We start from the raw sequence: 18,903 nt of genomic DNA, 5'->3' as shown, positions 1-18,903 counted from the left end.
AAATGGCAGGCCAAGAACTTAAAGGGCTGTCCTCAAGTAGATTTACCCACTTATAGGACAGCCGCGCTTTCGTATTCAGTTAGTAATCGGGCCCTTAAAAAGTGCTAACTTTACTTGTATCCGGACACCAGCGGGAAGTGCGGTAATATCGGATCAAGATATCAACCGCTTCGTCCGTTCTCAGATGGGTGAGTGCTTCCGCTGCATAAGCTCTAACGTAACGGTCCTTGCTGTAAAGCGCTTGCTCCAAGGATTGGACAGCATCTTTCACGTCGCCAGTCTTACCAGTGCGCAGCAGTGAAAGTGCTGCAGTATATCCGACCTTATTGGTAATGTATGGCTGATCGCCTACATACGACTTTATTGATTCCGTAAGATTTGATTCTGAAGCATCGTCAGCTTCACATCGTATAGAATCCTTCAATACTTTCGCTAATGCCGCAACAACCTGTTCACCAGCATTCTTGAGCATACCTAATGATTCTACCGCATTTCGGCGAACCCACTCGCTCTGATCCTGCAAGCTTGAGATCAGTGAGGGTACCACTTCACCTTCGGAGGAACCTATCATCCCAAGTACGAAAACCGCCAATGCTCTGCGTTTTTCATCCTCATGTTTCATAACGCGGAGAAGGGCAGGAATCGCCTCAGTGCCTGCTCCTTGCAATCCGTATGCGGCCCGTTCCGCTGTCAGGCTCGACCCCTCCGTTATTTGCTTGATCAGCATCTCGATCCCTTGAGTTCCAAGTTGTCCAAGCGCATAGGCTGCATTCAAAGCGGTCGTTTCCACCGGGTCTTTTAATAGAAGCCCTAGCGAGGGAGCGCAAGATGCCGCTTCTACACCGATTCGTCCCAATTCATCAGACGCCCGCGCGCGATCGGTCGGGTTCTCTGAATCAAGCTCTTGCCGTAATGCCAACAATCGCTCCTCGGTCGTTGTCGTGACAACCTGCTTGGACGTAGGTTCTCCGCGAAGCCAATTCCATACGTCTTGCCATAAATTCATATGGATAGCGGGCGTTCCTTCCGGAACAATCATCTCCCTGCTTTGATGATTCCAGCTTGGGAACTCCGGTGCGCTCAATCTGAGAAATTGAAACTTAAGCATATAACGATCTAGCTCTGATACATTAAGCGAAGCTCTATGCCACAAGTCGAAATGAACGAGTACCATAGTACCCGCTTTACCTGTGGGCAGCAGCGTCTCACCTTGGTCGCCAAGAAATTTCTCGTAGTATTGGGTGCCTGGCATGATCGCAGTAGGCCCTAAATCTTCGGTAATATCATGGGTGTAATAGAAAATCATCGCCCACCACGGTCGATGACTGCGCATGGAAGACCAATAGCCGTCTTTGTGCCATTTTCCGCCGCCCGGCGTCTGATTTCCCGGTTGATTGTAATGACAGTGTCGATGTGGATGCATGTAAAAGTCTGGGCCAAGTACACTGCTTAACGCTCCCTTGACAATCGGCGTATCGAACAGCTGCTGAATGTCCGGGACACGAGGCAGAATGTTGTTTCCAGGGTTTCCTTCATTATGCATAACGTGATTGATCTGGTTCATGATGCTCAAATGAAGTTGATGAGGCATGTCGTTCTGAAGCACCAGATATCCTTTGGTAATAAATTGCATCATTTGCTCATCTGTCAACAAATACTTAGTATCTAACATGTTAAATCCTCCTTAGAAATCTTCGTCCTTACTTAGAAATACTACAGTATTCGGTTTATTTTGTATTTGCAAAATCGTCAATTATTTGTACAATCGTCATATCAATTACATTTTATTTTTTTCGAATAAGGTGGTGATCATGGATGGATTTCGCCGACTTACATCCTTATGTGTACTATGCAACCCGGTACCCATTCTCTAAAGGACAGACTAGCAACAATCGGATCTGTTATGCGTCCTCCCTATATTTGATTAGCGAGGGAAGAGGTGTCATTCACACCGAAGGTCGCACTTATGAAACGGTAGCCGGATCTCTCGTGTACATACCAGCAGGGCAGTCTCACCATTGGGTTGCGGATAGCAAAGACCCGATGGTGCACATCTGCTGTTATTTCGATTGGTCCTACGTAGACCGTCGGGCCGAGTTCACCCACCCAAGCATGATCTGTTATGATCCAGCCACGCTGGTTCCTACTCTGATCGGACCTGCATTTCCTTATTCATTACCTGAGCATGTGAAGGTGGAGAAGCTGCGGCTGTGGATGGATTTATTCGAGAAGTTTTATACCGAAAATCACTATACAAATGGGCGGACGTACGTTCGCAGTTTAAAGGTTCAGAGCAGCTTCCAGCAGTTTATCGAGTTTTTTCTAACTTTTGCCCTGAAAGAGGAGCATATTCCCAATCTCCGCATGTCCAAGTTGCTTGAACGATTGGATCAGGATCTGGTACAAGGCAATCTGCAGCCTTTGGAAATCTATTACAAAGAGCTGCACATAAGCCGTGGATACTTTTTTGATTTGTTCAAAGATGCAACTGGATTGCCGCCAACCCAGTATGTCATCCAATTCAGGATCAATCGGGCAAAGGATGATCTCCTCTTTACGAATCTGAGCATCACCGAGATCGCAGACAAACACGGATTTTCGTCTTTGCATTATTTTTCGAAGCTGTTCCGCAAGATAAACGGTCTATCACCACGGGAGTTCCGAGAAGAGAACAGAGAAGGTCTATGAGGAAAGAAGACACTGGAAGGTCAGAACATTTGAGGTATAAAATGGAGCGAAAGTGTGACAAAAGCCACACAACATGTTTACAAGGATTCATAAGGCTGCTCCATTTGGATATCAATGAGACACCCAAATAATGTCGGTATGAATAGGAGCCGTTTATTCCTGCCTAAAATGCTCAGTCACTTTCTGAATAAAGGCTTTAGCCGCTTGACCAAGAAACCGATCGGACCGGTGGATGACCCCAATATTACGGCTTGGCGCTTTTTTAGAAATGTGAATGCATCTCAGATCCGGTGCATTTATGGATTGGATTAAAGGACGTGGGAGGATGGTCGCCCCAATGCTTGCCCTTATTAGATTAATAATGGAAGTCGGTGAGGTGGTTTCCATAATAGTGGTTAATTCAAACCCATACTCACGGCAAAAATCGTCTACGAGCTCTCTGCCAATCATGCCTTTAGGAGGCATTACGGTTTCAATATGACGTAGTTCGTCGATATCAATAGAAGGTCTACCGGCCAAAACGTGGTTCTCGGAAACCGCTAGCACATATTCTTCACGGCACAGAGGAATTCGTACCAATCGGTCATCCGGTTGAGGCATGATTCCAATGCCTATATCGACTTCATTTGACAGTACTTGTTCAACAATCTCAACGGAAGACACGATTCTGAGCTTAATTTTAGGGAATTCGTGGTAAAAATCAATTAACATCTTTGATATTCTGTAATCCAAATCCGAGGGTAAGACACCTACGATTAATGTGCCTCTCTGTAAATTATGAAGTTCACCGATAAACTCATTGACGTTTTTCAGACTTCTCAAAACATCACGGCTTTGCTCAAGAAGAATGGAGCCTGCCTCCGTAATCGCGATTTTCTTGCCAATACGGTCAAACAAAGGAATGTTTAATTCATCTTCTAGCGAGCGTATTTGTTGACTTAATGCGGGCTGTGAAATTCCTATTTTTTCTGCAGCCCTGGTGAAGTGCAATTCCTCGCATACGGCGATAAAATATTCTAATTGACGAAATTCCAAGCCTTTCACCTCTACATATCATAAGTATTGCTTATGATTATAATAGGGATGATAATATTGATCAATTATTCGTTTTCTTTTACACTAGTGTAACTGAGCGCAGCTCGAACGTACAAAATGAAAGTGTAAGGGGAAATACAAGATGAAATTAAGATTTGGATATTTAGTTTGTGCACTGTTTCTTGCTTCCATTAATTTACGTCCGGCTATTTCATCGATTGCGCCATTGTTGGAAACGATGCGGAAAGATCTTGGAATCAACGGGGCATTGGCCAGCCTTCTTACCTCAATTCCGGTACTATGCATGGGTCTATTCTCGCCTACAGCTGTTAAGATAAGTAATCGGTGGGGGTTGGAGAGGACATTGACTTGGTCTCTTTTGCTCATAGGTGTTGGCACCATTCTTCGCTATTTCGCGGCTTCCTCGTTGCTGCTGTTGATTACCGCTTTTCTGGCGGGGGTAGGCATTGCGATAACGGGACCCTTGCTATCTGGATTTATTAAACGATATTTCGCTGATCGTGCATCATCCTTAGTTGGCATTTATTCCTCAGCAATGGTCATTGGGGCTGCTCTCAGCTCAGGATTATCCGTGCCGATTCAGAATCTTATGCAAGATTCGTGGCGCGCTTCCTTAGCATCATGGGCTTTATTCGCCATTGTTGCACTTCCAGTATGGTGGCGGCTGGCTGCACATGCATCACGTTCTAATTCGAATTCAACAGCAATAAAGAATACGTCAGAAGGGGTTAAACTCCCATGGAGAAATAAGAAAGCGTGGAACATAACGCTGCTCTTTGGCTTTATGGCGGTCATTTTTTATTCGTTAACAGCCTGGCTAGCTCCAGCAATTGAAAGTATGGGGTACGATAAAGCATTTGCCGGGGGAATGCTGACGTTATTCACGGTTATTCAAATACCGGTCAGTTTTGTGCTGCCGATCCTTATTGCGCGCTTTCCTAAACGGATGTACTGGTTATTGGGCTGCGCTATTTTACAGCTTGCAGGATTGCTTCTTTTCATGATAAACGGTAATCCCTGGTTCTGTGCCAGCCTACTCGGGATTGGTGCAGGCGGACTGTTTCCGATCGTTTTGATGCTGCCGCTGGAAGAAACAGGTGATGCGGAAACCGCGAGTGCTTGGGCAGCGATGAATCAGTCTGGTGGGTATGTGATTGGCTCTTTGGGTCCAATCTTTGTTGGTTGGATACATGATGCTACAGGCAGCTTCGTTCCGGCATTTGGCGGAATGGTTATAGTAGTCGTGCTTATGATGCTGCTCCATCTTATCATTGGCAATAAAAAAGAGCAGTCAAGCTTGGAGATTCCCCGTCAAGCGGCGACTTCGTCATCCCGATAATAGAAGGGATAATGTGATTTGAAGTTTTAAAAATAACCATTCAGCAACTGCTGTATGGTTATTTTTATTGTGAAATTGGGTATGCTGAATGAATTATGGCAGTTCCAAGTCATTTCATATACCTTTCCAGTAGCAGTTCTTTCCAGCAATATTGTGCTAGTAATCCGAATTATTATCTAGAGCGCAATCCATAATGAACGATTATACTTTATTTACTACAGCGGATTTCAAAGGAAAATCGGTAATTTGAAAACGCTTTAAATCGCTTCAAATCGCTTTGGAACGAAGAAAGAGAATGGAATGTATCACATTATTAGTCACAATCAAAAATAATGAGATCAGTTTGGTTCTAAATTGGAAAGTAAAATCGTGCTAGTGTTTGGCAATATTGTTTAGTTCCATTCATCTGGTTTGAAGGTATTCTAGTGTTAATAAACTTAACATAAATATTCAATTTAATGATTTTATTCATTTTTTGTTAAGTTAATTGACATTTAGAAGGAGGAGCCTTGACACTTAACCTGATAAAATTGCAGGAAAGGATGTACCATTTATTCATGTTTAAAAGTGGTTACTTGCCTCCGGAGGGCGTAGTCAAGATATTTATAAAATCGATTTTCATAAACGGGGGTTACTGCTATGTCCGTACAACTATCCATGAAACCTTATAAGATTGATGACGCGCCACTTAATAAGTTTCATCTGAAAATTACAGCACTTACGTTTGGTTCTAATTTTTCTGATGGATATGCTCTTGGTATTATAGGAATGGCTCTGACTTTGATTGGACCTCAAATGAACCTTAGCCCGATTTGGAGCGGATTAATAGGAAGTTCAGCGTTGATCGGACTTTTTTTCGGCAGTCTGCTCCTCGGAGGATTATCTGACCGTATAGGTAGACAGAAAATCTTCCTTGGTAACTTCGTAGTCATTGCTTTAGCATCTTTCTTACAATTTTTTGTACAAGATCCTACGATTCTGTTCATCCTGCGTATATTGATCGGTTTTGCTTTGGGTGGCGATTACGCAATCGGGTCGACGCTGCTTGCCGAGTTCGCGCCTAGAAAGCATCGAGGCTTTTTACTTTCTTTCTTAAATGTCATGTGGACCGTCGGTTATGTAGTCTCCAACATTGTTGGTTATTATCTGCTTAAGACAGGCCCGGATTCCTGGCGGTGGATGCTAGCTAGTGCGGCTATCCCGGCAGTAATCGTTCTTCTGTTGCGGATCGGAACACCTGAATCCCCTAGATGGCTCATTAGCATGGGACGTGTGGAGGAAGCAAGGGAAATCGTGAAGAAGCATATCGGACCACTTGCGGAGCTTGATGAAACGCGTTTGGAGCATACCTCTAAAACGTACCGCTTTCAAGATCTTTTCAAAAAACAGCTTTGGAAACGTACGGCTTTTGGCGGTCTCTTTTATGTATGTCAAGTCATTCCGTACTTCGCCATTTATACGTTCCTGCCGGATATTTTAGCTAAAATGGGATTTGAAGAGACGTTCTTGATGGACACCATTCTGAATTTATTCCTGCTTGTCGGTTCGGTTGCCGGTCTGTGGTTTACAGAGAAATATACACGTAGGAGTTTTACGATTAGCACATTTATTATCCTTACAGTCTCCTTGCTTGCGCTTACTCTTTTACCAGCAGGTTCACATATCGTGGCAATTTCAATATTTTGTTTATTTACTTTTGTTATGTCTGCCGCTTCCAATCTTACCTTAGTATATCCAGCCGAGCTCTTTCCCACCGAAATTCGGGGATCTGGTGTTGGTGTTGTTACCGCAATAAGCCGAATCGGTTCGGCCATCGGAACTTTTCTATTACCGGTAAGTGTTAGTTCCATGGGATTGACCCCATCAATGATTGGTATGAGCGTAGTTCTGCTAATCGGAACTATCGTTTCTATCGCTTGGGCGCCGGAGACGAAATCACTTGCTCTGGATGATGACATCCATTATCATTAATCAAACTTTGACAAGAGATGTCTTTCGGACATCTCTTGTATGCATATTTAACCGACAACTATTGCATAGTATGTATTGGTTTTAAAGGAGATGTTTTTCATGGAAATTGCAACTGCCCCCATTCATCCCAAAGACATAAATACAGTGATTCTTGGCGATCATCCGATCTCAATTTCCGAATTTGTCGCAGTAGCCCGTTTTGGGGCCAAAATATCCTTTTCACAAAGCTTCTGCGATCGCGTCAAGCAATCCAGACACCTTATTGAGAAATTTTTAAACGAAAACCGCATCATTTATGGCGTTACGACTGGCTTTGGGAGTAATGTGACAGAGATCATCTCAACCGAAGACGCCGAAACCCTGCAGCGCAACATTATTAGATCGCATGCCGTTTCCGTAGGGGATCCACTAGAGAAAGAAGTTGTAAGAGCCATTCAACTGATGATTCTCATTCATTTGGGTCATGGTTATTCCGGGGTTCGGTTGGAACTGCTAGAGCTTGTGGCTTCGCTATTGAATCAAGGAATCACCCCTTTTGCTCCAGGTGATGGATCCGTTGGATATCTTTCTCCGGAAGCTCATATGGCATTGGTGCTTATTGGGGAGGGCAAAGCATGGTACAAGGAAGAACTCATCTCAGGCAGTGAGGCGCTTGAAAGAGCAGGATTAAAACCTACGACTTTAAGCTGTAAAGAAGGACTGGCACTGACCAGCGGGACATCCTCCGTTACTGCAATGGCCATTCTAACCCTATATAATGCCATTCAAGCGGTAAAAACCGCGGATATTGCTGGCGCCATGTCACTTGAAGCTTTGAAAGGAACGATTCACGCCTTTGATCCAAGACTTCATTCTTTAAAAAAACATGAGGAACAGGCTAAGACGGCACAAAATATAATCCGAATCCTTAAAGGCAGTGAAATTGTTGAAACCTATAAAGATTATCGATTGCAAGATGCGTTAAGTTTACGATGCATTCCTCAAGTACATGGAGCTTCCAAAAAAAATCTGAAGGATGCAGCCTTTACAATCCATAATGAGCTGAACTCCGTAAGCGATAATCCTGTTATTTATCCCGAAGACAATGACGGAATTGCTCTAATGGGAGGTAATTTCGACGGTACCTATGTTGGCATTCAGGCAGATATTATGTGTATAGCCATGGCTAATCTGGCAAAAATAGCAGAGAGAAGAATTGACCGATTAGTGAACTATCACCTGAGCGAGCTGCCTAGTTTTTTAGTGAAGAATCCAGGATTAAACAGCGGATATATGATCCCGCAATATACGGCTGTAGGACTGTTGGGAGAGATTAGAATTCTTTCTCACCCAGCCTCCGTAGATAATGTTCCCACTTGCGCCAATCAAGAGGATGTTGTCAGCTTCGCCTATGCTGCTTCAAGGAAAGCCTATCAAATTTCGAAGAAATTGACATATATTTTGGCGATTGAATTAATGACGGCCGTACAAGCTCTTGATTTTCATCGTCCGTTGAAACCTTCTCCGGTAATTGCGGCAGTATATAATCTGATACGATCGAAAGTGCCGACGGTGGAGGAAGACCGATTTCTCTATCCGGACATTGTGACGATCTATCATCAAATTCATGAGGGCGACATCGTAAAGGTTGTTGAAGACATGATAGGTGAAATAGAATAAAATAACATGGAAGCAGTTTTCTCTGAAGTTTAAGAGCAAAACGGCTTCCTTTTTTAAGATAGGGGAGGTGATTAGACAATGAAATTGGATACGGCCCAAGCCTCCTTTTCGCAACTTCTCATTTCCGGGACGTTAATCCATGAAGCGGATTATGAAGAAATGCGTGAGCGGCTTGGCATCGAACCGCGGCCCCAAGTCGTTATCGTTTTGTCCATCGACCGTTATACTGATTTGGCCTTGGACAAGTCATTGCAATGGAGTATTGAGATCGGGCAGGTGTTGGTGAATGCCATTTTTGAGAGTGTCACCTTACCATTCCTGTGGGTATGGGTTGGAGAAGGTGTACTGGCCGTATTATTGGATCTCCAATCGGTTCAACCTGTAGAAGCGTCTTATAAACAAGTTACGTATGGCATGGTCCGGAAAATTCAAAACTTCGTCGATACGAAGGGCTTTTCCGTTTCAGCTGGGATAGGCACTTATTATGAAGATCCTTACAAGCTTCATCTTTCCTACAGCGAAGCCAAAGAATCATTGATCGACCGTTTCTTTCAAGGAAACCGGATGATTTTTCAATATGAAGGACAAAGAAGCATTCAGGAAGAACGCGCAAAGCCGGTGACCCATGAAGAGAAAATCGAATTGCTGTCACGTGTCCGGATTGGTGATGAAGAAGGCTCAATCACTTATTTGGTCGAGTTATTAGAAAGTCTCTCCCAATCGTATAAGCATAATATTGATCTATTTAAGTCGGAAGCCTATGATCTAGTACTCTCTTTGTCAAGAATGGTTGTCGACTTAGGAGGTAATGCTTCTGAAATTTTATCTGAAAACGCGAGAATGCTTCAAGACTTGTACAGTACCATTCGATATGACAAATTTGTTAAAAAGCTGTGCGCATACTGGAGGAAGCTGGCCAAGCAGGTATCGGACGATCATGCCTTAGAGGTGTCCCCCATTGTGAGATCCGCTATTGTCTATATAAGAGAGCATCATCAAGACAAAATGCTATTAAAAGAAATTGCCCAGCATTGTTACTTAAGCACCCATTATTTTGCCCATGTATTCAAAAAAGAAGCGGGTGTAAGCTTTGTCGATTTTCTAAATAAAGTTCGTATTGAGAAGGCCGTTTATCTATTAGAGAAAACGGAATTGACCATGCAAGAGATTGCCGCGCGAGTCGGCTTTCAGGATGCGAACTATTTTGCAAGGAAATTCAAAATGATTATGGGGTGCAGCCCGACGGACTATCGGTCATCAGCCCAGTGCTAGTGTTATAGATATAATCACTTTAAGCCAATCCGCTCAGGGGTTGGCTTTTAAGCGTTTTCATCGAAATGTTCAATTTCGGGGTAAACCGTAATATTGTGCTACCTTTCCGCAAATTCGGCTAGATTCAGATGATCCATTTTTCAGTATGATGGAGTCATAGAAACAAACAATCTTTGTTTCATCAACCTACAGGAGGGAAGCAGCTTTGAGACAAATTGAACTGCTGAATCCGCCGGAATTCGTACGAAACTCCAATTGGCGGGATCGATTCGAGACCAAGGTATCCCAGTGGTTGACCCGTTGGGAAGGCGTGGAAGAAGTCCAAGTCGGTTTCATCGGAGTTCCGCTTTCTAAGACGTCGATCAGTATTTCAGGCGCTTCGATGACACCGAATGCCTTGCGGGAATTATTTGCAAATGTGACAACGTACAGTATCGACCATGGTGTCGATTTGCAGGAATTGCAAGCACGTGATCTTGGAGATATTCAGATGCATGTGACGGATCTGCTGCGCTGTCATGCCAATATCGAACAAGGGCTGAAGAACGTTTATGCAGCAATGCCTCATTTGTTCCCGATTATTGCTGGCGGCGATCATTCCATCACTTGCCCCTCTGTGAAAGCATTTAAACACCATGTCGGTGGTAAGGTGGGTATCGTTCAGCTTGACTCCCACATGGATGTCCGGAATCTGGAGGACGGAGGTCCTTCCAACGGAACGCCAATCCGCGGGTTGATCGAATCGGGCACGGTTGAAGGTCGCCATATTGCGCAAATCGGTCTTCACAGCTTCGCCAATTCAAGAGCGTATCATGAATACGCCATGGCGCAAGGAATTACCCAATATACGGCACGTCAGGTAGCCAAAGAAGGAATCGATGCTTTGGTGGAAAAGGCGCTAGAGGTTGCCGGTGACGGGACAGATGCCATTTATGTAACCGTTGATATGGATGTACTGGATCAAGCTTATGCACCAGGTGTGCCAGCGCTCGTTCCAGCCGGAATGACCTCATGGCAGTTGTTGGAAGCGGTATTCCTATTAGGACAGCATCCCAAGGTGCGAGGCTTTGATATTGTTTGTGTGGATCCCATGCAAGATCCCCGCAGAGCGACGGTCAGGACCGCTTTGCATGTCATCTTGACTTTCTTAACGGGCTATATGAAACGAGATTAATTCGAACACAACATAGAGGAGTGACTATTCATGGAACAAAAAGTCAAACGTACGATTCGAGCAGCACACGGAACGAAGCTAACGGCAAAAGGTTGGCAGCAGGAAGCTGTCCTGCGTATGTTGATGAACAATCTGGACCCTGACGTAGCCGAACGTCCGGAAGATCTCGTCGTCTATGGCGGAATCGGCAAGGCTGCGCGGAACTGGGAGTCTTATGACAAGATCGTAGAATGTCTAACGAACCTGGAAGCGGATGAAACGCTTCTTGTACAATCCGGGAAACCGGTTGGCGTATTCAGAACGCATTCGCATGCGCCGCGGGTTCTCATCTCCAACTCGGTCATTGTTCCGGCCTATGCCAACTGGGAGACGTTCCATGAACTCGATAAGCAGGGTCTTATGATGTACGGCCAGATGACGGCTGGCAGCTGGATTTATATCGGTACGCAAGGCATTTTGCAAGGAACCTATGAGACCTTCGCGGAGGCAGCTAGGCAGCATTCGGGAGGCACATTAAGAGGTACTTTGACTTTAACGGCCGGACTTGGCGGTATGGGCGGCGCTCAACCTCTCGCAGTAACGATGAACGATGGCGTCGTTATTGGTGTAGATGTAGATCCGACCCGTATTAAACGCAGAATCGACACACGTTATTGCGACGTCATGGTATACGATCTGGATGAAGCGTTGAAGCTTGCGAACGAAGCGAAAGCTGAGGGAAAAGCGCTCGCTATTGGGCTAGTAGGAAACGCTGCAGAGGTTTTCGCGGAATTTGTGAAACGGGGAATTGTGCCTGATTTCGTAACCGATCAAACCTCGGCTCACGATCCGCTTAACGGCTATATACCGGTCGGTTATTCATTGGAAGCTGCGGCTGACTTGCGTAAAAACGATCCGACGCAGTATGTGAAGCTGTCCAAAAAGTCGATGGCTGCTCATGTTCAGGCCATGCTTGATCTTCAAAAACTGGGGTCAACCGTATTTGATTATGGCAACAACATCCGTCAAGTAGCTCTTGATGAAGGGGTTAAGGACGCTTTTAACTTCCCTGGATTTGTTCCGGCTTACATCCGTCCGCTCTTCTGCGAAGGAAAAGGACCGTTTCGTTGGGCGGCACTGTCCGGTAATCCGGAGGATATCTATAAAACCGATGAACTTGCTTTGAAATTGTTCCCAGACAATGCGCATCTGCGTAAATGGATCGAATTGGCAAGAGAGAAAGTTGCTTTCCAAGGTCTACCAGCGCGTATTTGCTGGTTGGGTTACGGGGAACGGGCCAAGATGGGTCTGGCTATTAACGAAATGGTGCGCAATGGCGAACTGTCCGCGCCAATCGTTATCGGACGTGATCATCTGGATTGCGGTTCCGTGGCTTCTCCAAACCGTGAGACCGAGTCGATGAAGGACGGCAGCGATGTTGTTGGCGACTGGGCGATATTAAATGCGCTAGTGAATACGGCATCCGGTGCGAGCTGGGTTTCCGTCCATCATGGCGGCGGCGTAGGCATGGGATACTCCCTGCACGCAGGTATGGTTGTCGTTGCGGACGGTTCCGAAGAAGCGGACGAAAGATTAGCTCGCGTTTTGAACACGGACCCTGGAATGGGCGTCATCCGTCATGCAGATGCCGGTTATGACATTGCCATTCAAACGGCGAAGGAACGCGGCGTTCGCGTACCGATGATGGGTATCTAAGTTTCTGAATATATAAAAGAATGATGATAACTCGCAGCAAGCCCGTTCGGGCTTGCTGTATTTCGAGGGGGAGAAACGATGGAGAACAATCGAATTGACCTGCTGATCCACAATATTGGTACATTGATTACCATGCAAGGAACTCAGGAACCGCGCCGAGGCGGTGAAATGTCTGAGGTTGCAGCAGTCCGAAGCGGAGCTGTGGCAATCAAAGACGGTATCATTGTTGCAGCGGGAACGGAAGAAGAAGTTTTGGCTCAAATCGGTGAATGGCCGGTAACTCAGAAGCATGATGCTGAGGGTAAGCTTGTTACCCCTGGACTTATTGATCCTCATACCCATTTGGTTCACGGCGGCTCTCGTGAGAATGAACTAGCCTTAAAGCTGAAAGGTGCTTCTTATTTAGAAATTTTAGCTCAAGGCGGCGGTATACTCAGCACAGTCCGTTCAACCCGTCAGGCTTCGGAAGAAGAGTTGTACGTAAAAGCGAAAAAAAGCTTGGATACCATGCTTTCTTATGGGGTTACCACAGCAGAAGCCAAGAGCGGATATGGTCTAACGCTGGATGATGAGCTTAAGCAGCTCAGGGTCACTCGCAAACTCAATCAGGAACATCCGGTTGATTTGGTGTCTACGTTCATGGGTGCTCATATGGTGCCAGAAGAATATAAGGGCCGGTCTCAAGAATTCGTTCAGCTTATCATTGAAGAAATGCTCCCCGAAGTGAAACGTCAGGGACTTGCTGAATTTTGCGATGTATTTTGTGAGCACGGCGTATTTTCTGTGGAAGAATCGGAGCAAATTCTGTTGGCCGCAAAAGCGATGGGCTTCGGCTTGAAAATCCATGCGGACGAAATCGAACCAATGGGTGGCGCGCAGCTTGCTGGCAAACTGGGTTGTATCTCCGCCGAGCATTTGATCGCCGCATCAGATGAAGGATTGGAAGCGATGCAGCGGGCGGGCGTCATTGCTGTCTGTCTGCCGGCTACCTCCTTTAATTTAAGGCTAAAGCATCACGCCCGTGCGCGTAGGATGATTGAAATGGGACTTCCCGTTGCTTTATCCACGGATTATAACCCGGGAAGCTCGCCAACGGAATCTATGCAGCTCGTCATGACGCTGGGCTGTTTGAATTTAGGGATGACGCCGGAGGAAGTTCTGACGGCTGTGACCATCAATGCGGCTCACGCGATCGGAAAAGCGGATGAAATTGGCAGTTTGGAAGCGGGTAAACAGGCCGATCTTGTTATTTTCAATGCTGATAACTTGGCATATCTGCCATATCACTTTGGGATCAACCATGTTCATTCCGTATTCAAGCAAGGAAAAATGGTAGTCGCGGACGGCAAACGGATTCATTAAAGGGTTACAATCTGTATGAAGACTCAAGGGGGATCATCATGGAAGCTCCGACGGAAGTAAAAGAGAAGCCTATGCAGGCGGAAAGCTTGAATGTTTTGAGCAGAACGCAGCTTGTTATCCAAGCTGCTCTCGACAAAATGGGATGCGCAGAATCCTTATACGAATTGTTAAAGGAACCACTTCGGTTGCTAACTGTACGCATTCCTGTGAAAATGGACGACGGTTCTGTGAAAGTGTTTACAGGGTATCGTGCGCAGCATAATGATGCGGTCGGACCGACCAAGGGCGGAATTCGCTTCCATCCCGGGGTCACCGAAGATGAAGTGAAGGCTCTTTCCATGTGGATGACCATTAAATGCGGCATTGCCGATCTTCCGTACGGCGGAGGCAAAGGCGGAATCCAATGCGATCCGCGCACGCTGTCCTTCGGCGAGCTGGAACGGTTAAGCCGTGGTTACGTGCGGGCAATTAGCCAGCTGGTCGGGCCGACCAAGGATATTCCGGCGCCGGACGTGTTCACGAATTCACAAATCATGGCGTGGATGATGGATGAATACAGCCGGATTCGGGAATTCGATTCGCCAGGTTTTATTACCGGCAAGCCGCTCGTCTTAGGCGGATCGATTGGAAGAGAATCGTCAACTGCCATGGGCGTGGTGCTATTGCTAAGAGAAGCGGCTCATGTCGCAGGGATTCCGATTGAGGGCGCACGAGTCATAATCCAAGGCTTTGGCAATGCAGGCAGCTTTCTTGCTCAGTTCCTTCATGAGGCTGGTGCCAAAGTGGTAGGCATTTCGGATGCTCAAGGGGCTCTCTACGATCCTGAAGGCTTGGACGTGCAGTATTTATTAGATCGGCGTGATTCTTTCGGAACGGTGACGAATTTGTTCCCGAATGCCATCTCGAACCAAGAGCTGTTAATCCAAGATTGTGATATTTTAGTTCCAGCTGCGATTGAAAACCAGATCACCGAAGACAATGCCTCCGATATTAAGGCGAAGATTTTGGTAGAAGCGGCCAACGGACCGACAACGTTGAAGGCTACTGAAATTTTGACAAATAAAGGTGTTCTGATCGTTCCAGACGTGCTTGCTAGCTCAGGCGGGGTAATCGTATCTTACTTTGAATGGGTCCAAAACAATCAGGGATATTATTGGAATGAAGAAGAAGTGAATGAAAAGCTTCAACAAATATTGAAAAAATCTTTTTACAACGTCTATCAATTATCCTTGCAGAAGCAAGTAGATATGAGATTGGCAGCCTACATCGTTGGTTTAAAGCGAATGGTGGAAGCGATAAAATGGCGCGGATGGATTTAATCAATGCTCTGATCAAAATGCCTTGGAAGGTGATGAATCATGAACAATTTACGTGAAGATGCACTTCACATGCATAAAAAGTATGCCGGAAAGCTTGAGGTTATTGCCAAGGTTCCGGTAGGCACTGTCCGTGATTTGAGCCTTGCCTACTCCCCGGGAGTTGCAGAGCCTTGTAAAGACATTTGTATGGAAGAAGATAAAGTATACGATTATACGATGAAAGGAAACCTGGTTGCCGTCGTTACCAATGGAACGGCTGTGCTCGGTTTGGGAAATATCGGTCCTCATGCGGCTATGCCGGTGATGGAGGGAAAGGCTTTGCTTTTCAAAGTATTTGCCGGTGTCGATGCGATTCCGATCTGTTTAGATGCGTTGGAAAAGGAGAAAGTGATTGAAACGGTCAAACAGCTTTCTCCTTCGTTCGGCGGTATTAATTTAGAAGACATCGCTGCACCGGATTGTTTTGAAATTGAAGAGAGGTTGAAAAAGGAATGTGCTATTCCTGTTTTCCATGATGACCAGCATGGTACAGCTATTGTCATTGCGGCCGGATTAATCAATGCTCTCCAATTAGTCGACAAAACGATGGACCAAATTCGTGTGGTTATTAACGGGGCAGGCGCAGCTGGCATAGCGGCCATGAAGCTTCTGGGCCATATGGGTGCTAAGGATATCATCGTTTGCGATACGAAGGGTATTATCCATGAAGAAAGACAAGAAGGCATGAATCCGTTCAAGCTGGAAATAGCACGGATGACGAATAAAGATCATCTAACAGGTAAGCTCACCGATGCAGTGAGAGGAGCCGATGTTTTCATTGGAGTTTCTGCTGCGGGGGCACTTACGAAAGAGATGGTCAGCTCCATGAACCGTGATTCTATTATATTTGCCTTGGCGAATCCAGTTCCGGAGATTATGCCGGAAGAAGCGAAAGCTGCTGGAGCTGCGATCGTTGGCACGGGACGCTCCGATTTTCCCAACCAGATCAACAATGTATTGGCGTTTCCGGGCATTTTTCGCGGCGTATTAGATGTGCGTGCTAGAGAGATTAATGAGGCCATGAAACTAGCCGCTGTTTATGCCATTGCCGGTTTGGTTCCAGCCCATAAGTTAAATCGGGAGTATGTGATTCCGAATCCATTTGATCCAATGATTGCTCCGAATGTGGCGGCTGCCGTTGCTCAAGCAGCCATGGATACGGGGTACGCACGTTTATACATCAATGCGGAAGAGGTTAAGGATAGAACAAAGAAGCTGATCCGCAAAAACGACGCGGTAGGATCGTATTTTTCTTGGTACGCTGACATGATAAAGTAAGAGTAGGCATAGTTCAGATTAGTAGGTGGGACTTGGCATTTCCGGGTCCTTTTTTTCATTCGCTTATGGAATATTTTCAAGGAGATGCCTATATGTCTTATTCGATCAAAGTCGTTAAAAAGAATATGCAAATAACGTCCGCTTGGTCAGGTGGAACGACAACGCAGCTAGCCATATATCCTGAAAACGCGGAGTATAATCAACGGAATTTTTTATGGAGAATCAGCACGGCCAGCATTCAAGATGAGCATTCTTTGTTTACCTGCCTTCCTGATTTTTGGAGAAAGCTAATGGTTATTGAAGGAGAGGTGATTCTAGAATATGAGGGATTACATCAAGTGGGATTAAAGCCTTACGAGCAGGAGAGCTTCAGCGGTGGATGGGTCACCCGGAGTATGGGGAAGGTAACGGACTTCAATCTCATCACAGCGGCGGGATGCCGGGGAGAATTAGAAGCTTTATGGATCAAAGAAGGAACTTCTCAGGAGATCGATTGTCACAAGAATGATGTGGAATTTACACTAGTGACAGAAGCTTTTTATTGTACCGAGGGCCGAGTTAGATTTAGTATAAATGAAGATCAGTCTCTATGGATAGAGAAGGGCGACTTCTGCGTACTATCATGGAGAGCTTCATTGGACAAAGTGAATATAAAAATAAGCCATTCTGGCAATGAATCTGCAGCATATGTCATTCGAGCCCGTATTGTGAGTTGAACCTTTATTTGGAGGGAATTGATGGAATGATGAACTATGACGTAATTATTGTTGGTGCCGGTTCGATGGGGATGGCTGCAGGCTATTATTTGACCCTTGAAGGGAAGAGCGTTTTACTGCTGGATTCATTTAACCCTCCGCACGATCGCGGGGCACATCATGGCGATACCCGTATCATCAGGCATGCCTATGGAGAAGGGACGAGCTATGTCCCGTTAGCCCTCAGAGCACAAAAGCTTTGGTTCGATCTGGAGCGAGAGTCGGGAAGAAAACTGTTCTACCAAACCGGGGTGCTGAATGTAGGTACTCGTGATTCAACCTTTATCCAACAAGTTGTTTCTAGCTCCGAAGCCTATTCACTTCCGCTGCAAACCGTGGATTCCAGTAAAATCCATACATTATGGCCTGGAATTTCGCTTCCAGAGGGCTACGTGGGCTGCTTCGAATCGAATTCAGGCGTGCTTAAAAGCGAGGAATGTATTCGTGCTTATCGGGAACTGTTGGAACGTCATCAAGTTACCATTTTAACGAATTCATCCGTCCAAGAGTTGTCTATCGATTCTGACGGGGTGACGGTCCAAACAGCCGACGAAAGTTATAAGGGACGCGCTCTAATCGTTACAGCGGGGGCATGGTCTTCTAAGCTGCTTCCTCTTATGAATATCCATCCACCGCTTGTTACGAAAAGAAAGACGTTTGCCTGGTTTGAAGCAGATGACTTTTTATTCGGGGAGAAACGCTTTCCTGCGTTTACGTTTGAAACCTCCTTGGGACATTATTACGGTTTTCCCAGCATGGGGGGAGCTGGTCTTAAGGTAGGACGTCATGATGGGGGACTTCGGATCCATCCGGATGAAGCCATTCCCGAGTTTGGGGCACTTCAGGAGGATGAAGAAGACTTACGAATGTTTTTAAGCCGGTTTATGCCTCTTGCCAATACGGAACTGCGCATGGGTAAAACCTGTACATACACCCTCACTCCCGATGAAAATTTCATTATTGATGCACATCCAGAGTATCCGCATATTGTCTTTGCCGCTGGATTTTCCGGACATGGGTTTAAATTCAGTAGTGTAGTCGGCGAAATCTTATCCCAACTTATTACGACAGGCAAAAGTGAGTATGACATTTCGTTATTTTCAATGAATCGCTTCAAATGAAAGGATGAGTCCTCGCTAGTTGTGTGCTAGCGAAGGCTCATTTTAATTTGAAGTTGGGAGATCCTTTTTGTGTAGAAAATATAGAAGAATGTAAAACATCGTTAGAGACACGATTTCACTTCTCCCTCGCGCCTGTAACGATGAAAAACATCATTACAGCTTTGCTCAGCGTATA

At 45.7% G+C, this 18,903-nt stretch carries 14 protein-coding genes; 12 read left to right on the top strand and 2 right to left on the bottom strand.

What is annotated here, in order from left to right:
- Positions 1 to 94 precede the first annotated feature (94 nt).
- Complete coding sequence (locus ASD40_RS29505; protein ID WP_057306702.1) at positions 95 to 1,672, bottom strand: HEAT repeat domain-containing protein; 1,578 nt, start codon at positions 1,670 to 1,672, stop codon at positions 95 to 97.
- 143 nt (positions 1,673 to 1,815) lie between these two features.
- On the opposite strand from ASD40_RS29505, the gene ASD40_RS29500 reads away from it, so the two are divergent.
- Positions 1,816 to 2,688: an AraC family transcriptional regulator gene (locus ASD40_RS29500; protein ID WP_057306701.1), complete on the top strand. Its 873-nt coding sequence runs from the start codon at positions 1,816 to 1,818 to the stop codon at positions 2,686 to 2,688.
- A 153-nt stretch (positions 2,689 to 2,841) separates the two neighbouring features.
- Here ASD40_RS29500 and ASD40_RS29495 read toward each other — a convergent pair whose 3' ends face one another.
- Positions 2,842 to 3,732: a LysR family transcriptional regulator gene (locus tag ASD40_RS29495; RefSeq protein WP_235549430.1), complete on the bottom strand. Its 891-nt coding sequence runs from the start codon at positions 3,730 to 3,732 to the stop codon at positions 2,842 to 2,844.
- Between the two features lie 133 nt (positions 3,733 to 3,865).
- Here ASD40_RS29495 and ASD40_RS29490 point away from each other — a divergent pair, with 133 nt between their 5' ends.
- The 11 genes from ASD40_RS29490 (at position 3,866) to solA (ending at position 18,728) form a co-directional block, all read left to right on the top strand.
- Positions 3,866 to 5,083 (top strand): MFS transporter, encoded by a 1,218-nt coding sequence (locus ASD40_RS29490; RefSeq protein WP_057306699.1) that lies wholly within the window; start codon positions 3,866 to 3,868, stop codon positions 5,081 to 5,083.
- A 639-nt stretch (positions 5,084 to 5,722) separates the two neighbouring features.
- Positions 5,723 to 7,054, top strand: coding sequence for an MFS transporter (locus ASD40_RS29485; RefSeq protein WP_057306698.1), 1,332 nt, complete (start codon positions 5,723 to 5,725; stop codon positions 7,052 to 7,054).
- Positions 7,055 to 7,153: 99 nt separating this feature from the next.
- Positions 7,154 to 8,713 (top strand): histidine ammonia-lyase, encoded by a 1,560-nt coding sequence (hutH, locus tag ASD40_RS29480; protein WP_057306697.1) that lies wholly within the window; start codon positions 7,154 to 7,156, stop codon positions 8,711 to 8,713.
- Positions 8,714 to 8,791: 78 nt separating this feature from the next.
- Positions 8,792 to 9,985 (top strand): helix-turn-helix domain-containing protein, encoded by a 1,194-nt coding sequence (locus ASD40_RS29475; RefSeq protein WP_057306696.1) that lies wholly within the window; start codon positions 8,792 to 8,794, stop codon positions 9,983 to 9,985.
- Between the two features lie 205 nt (positions 9,986 to 10,190).
- Positions 10,191 to 11,159: an agmatinase family protein gene (locus tag ASD40_RS29470; RefSeq protein WP_057306695.1), complete on the top strand. Its 969-nt coding sequence runs from the start codon at positions 10,191 to 10,193 to the stop codon at positions 11,157 to 11,159.
- A 30-nt stretch (positions 11,160 to 11,189) separates the two neighbouring features.
- Entirely contained in the window at positions 11,190 to 12,854 is a 1,665-nt protein-coding gene (gene hutU, locus ASD40_RS29465; RefSeq protein WP_057306694.1) for a urocanate hydratase, read from the top strand.
- Positions 12,855 to 12,932: 78 nt separating this feature from the next.
- The gene (hutI, locus tag ASD40_RS29460) at positions 12,933 to 14,216 is read left to right on the top strand and encodes an imidazolonepropionase (protein WP_057306693.1); all 1,284 of its coding nucleotides are present in this window, start codon (positions 12,933 to 12,935) and stop codon (positions 14,214 to 14,216) included.
- Between the two features lie 38 nt (positions 14,217 to 14,254).
- Positions 14,255 to 15,535, top strand: coding sequence for a Glu/Leu/Phe/Val family dehydrogenase (locus ASD40_RS29455; protein WP_057306692.1), 1,281 nt, complete (start codon positions 14,255 to 14,257; stop codon positions 15,533 to 15,535).
- 39 nt (positions 15,536 to 15,574) lie between these two features.
- Positions 15,575 to 16,852, top strand: a complete 1,278-nt coding sequence (locus ASD40_RS29450) for an NAD(P)-dependent malic enzyme (protein WP_057306691.1) — start codon at positions 15,575 to 15,577, stop codon at positions 16,850 to 16,852.
- Between the two features lie 92 nt (positions 16,853 to 16,944).
- Positions 16,945 to 17,568, top strand: coding sequence for a HutD/Ves family protein (locus ASD40_RS29445; protein ID WP_162251333.1), 624 nt, complete (start codon positions 16,945 to 16,947; stop codon positions 17,566 to 17,568).
- Positions 17,569 to 17,594: 26 nt separating this feature from the next.
- The gene (gene solA, locus ASD40_RS29440; protein ID WP_057306689.1) at positions 17,595 to 18,728 is read left to right on the top strand and encodes an N-methyl-L-tryptophan oxidase; all 1,134 of its coding nucleotides are present in this window, start codon (positions 17,595 to 17,597) and stop codon (positions 18,726 to 18,728) included.
- The last annotated feature ends 175 nt before the right edge of the window (positions 18,729 to 18,903 follow it).

It is taken from the genome of Paenibacillus sp. Root444D2 (assembly GCF_001426375.1).
Taxonomy (GTDB): Bacteria; Bacillota; Bacilli; order Paenibacillales; family NBRC-103111; genus Paenibacillus_E.
This window is presented reverse-complemented; position numbering and strand designations above follow the sequence as displayed.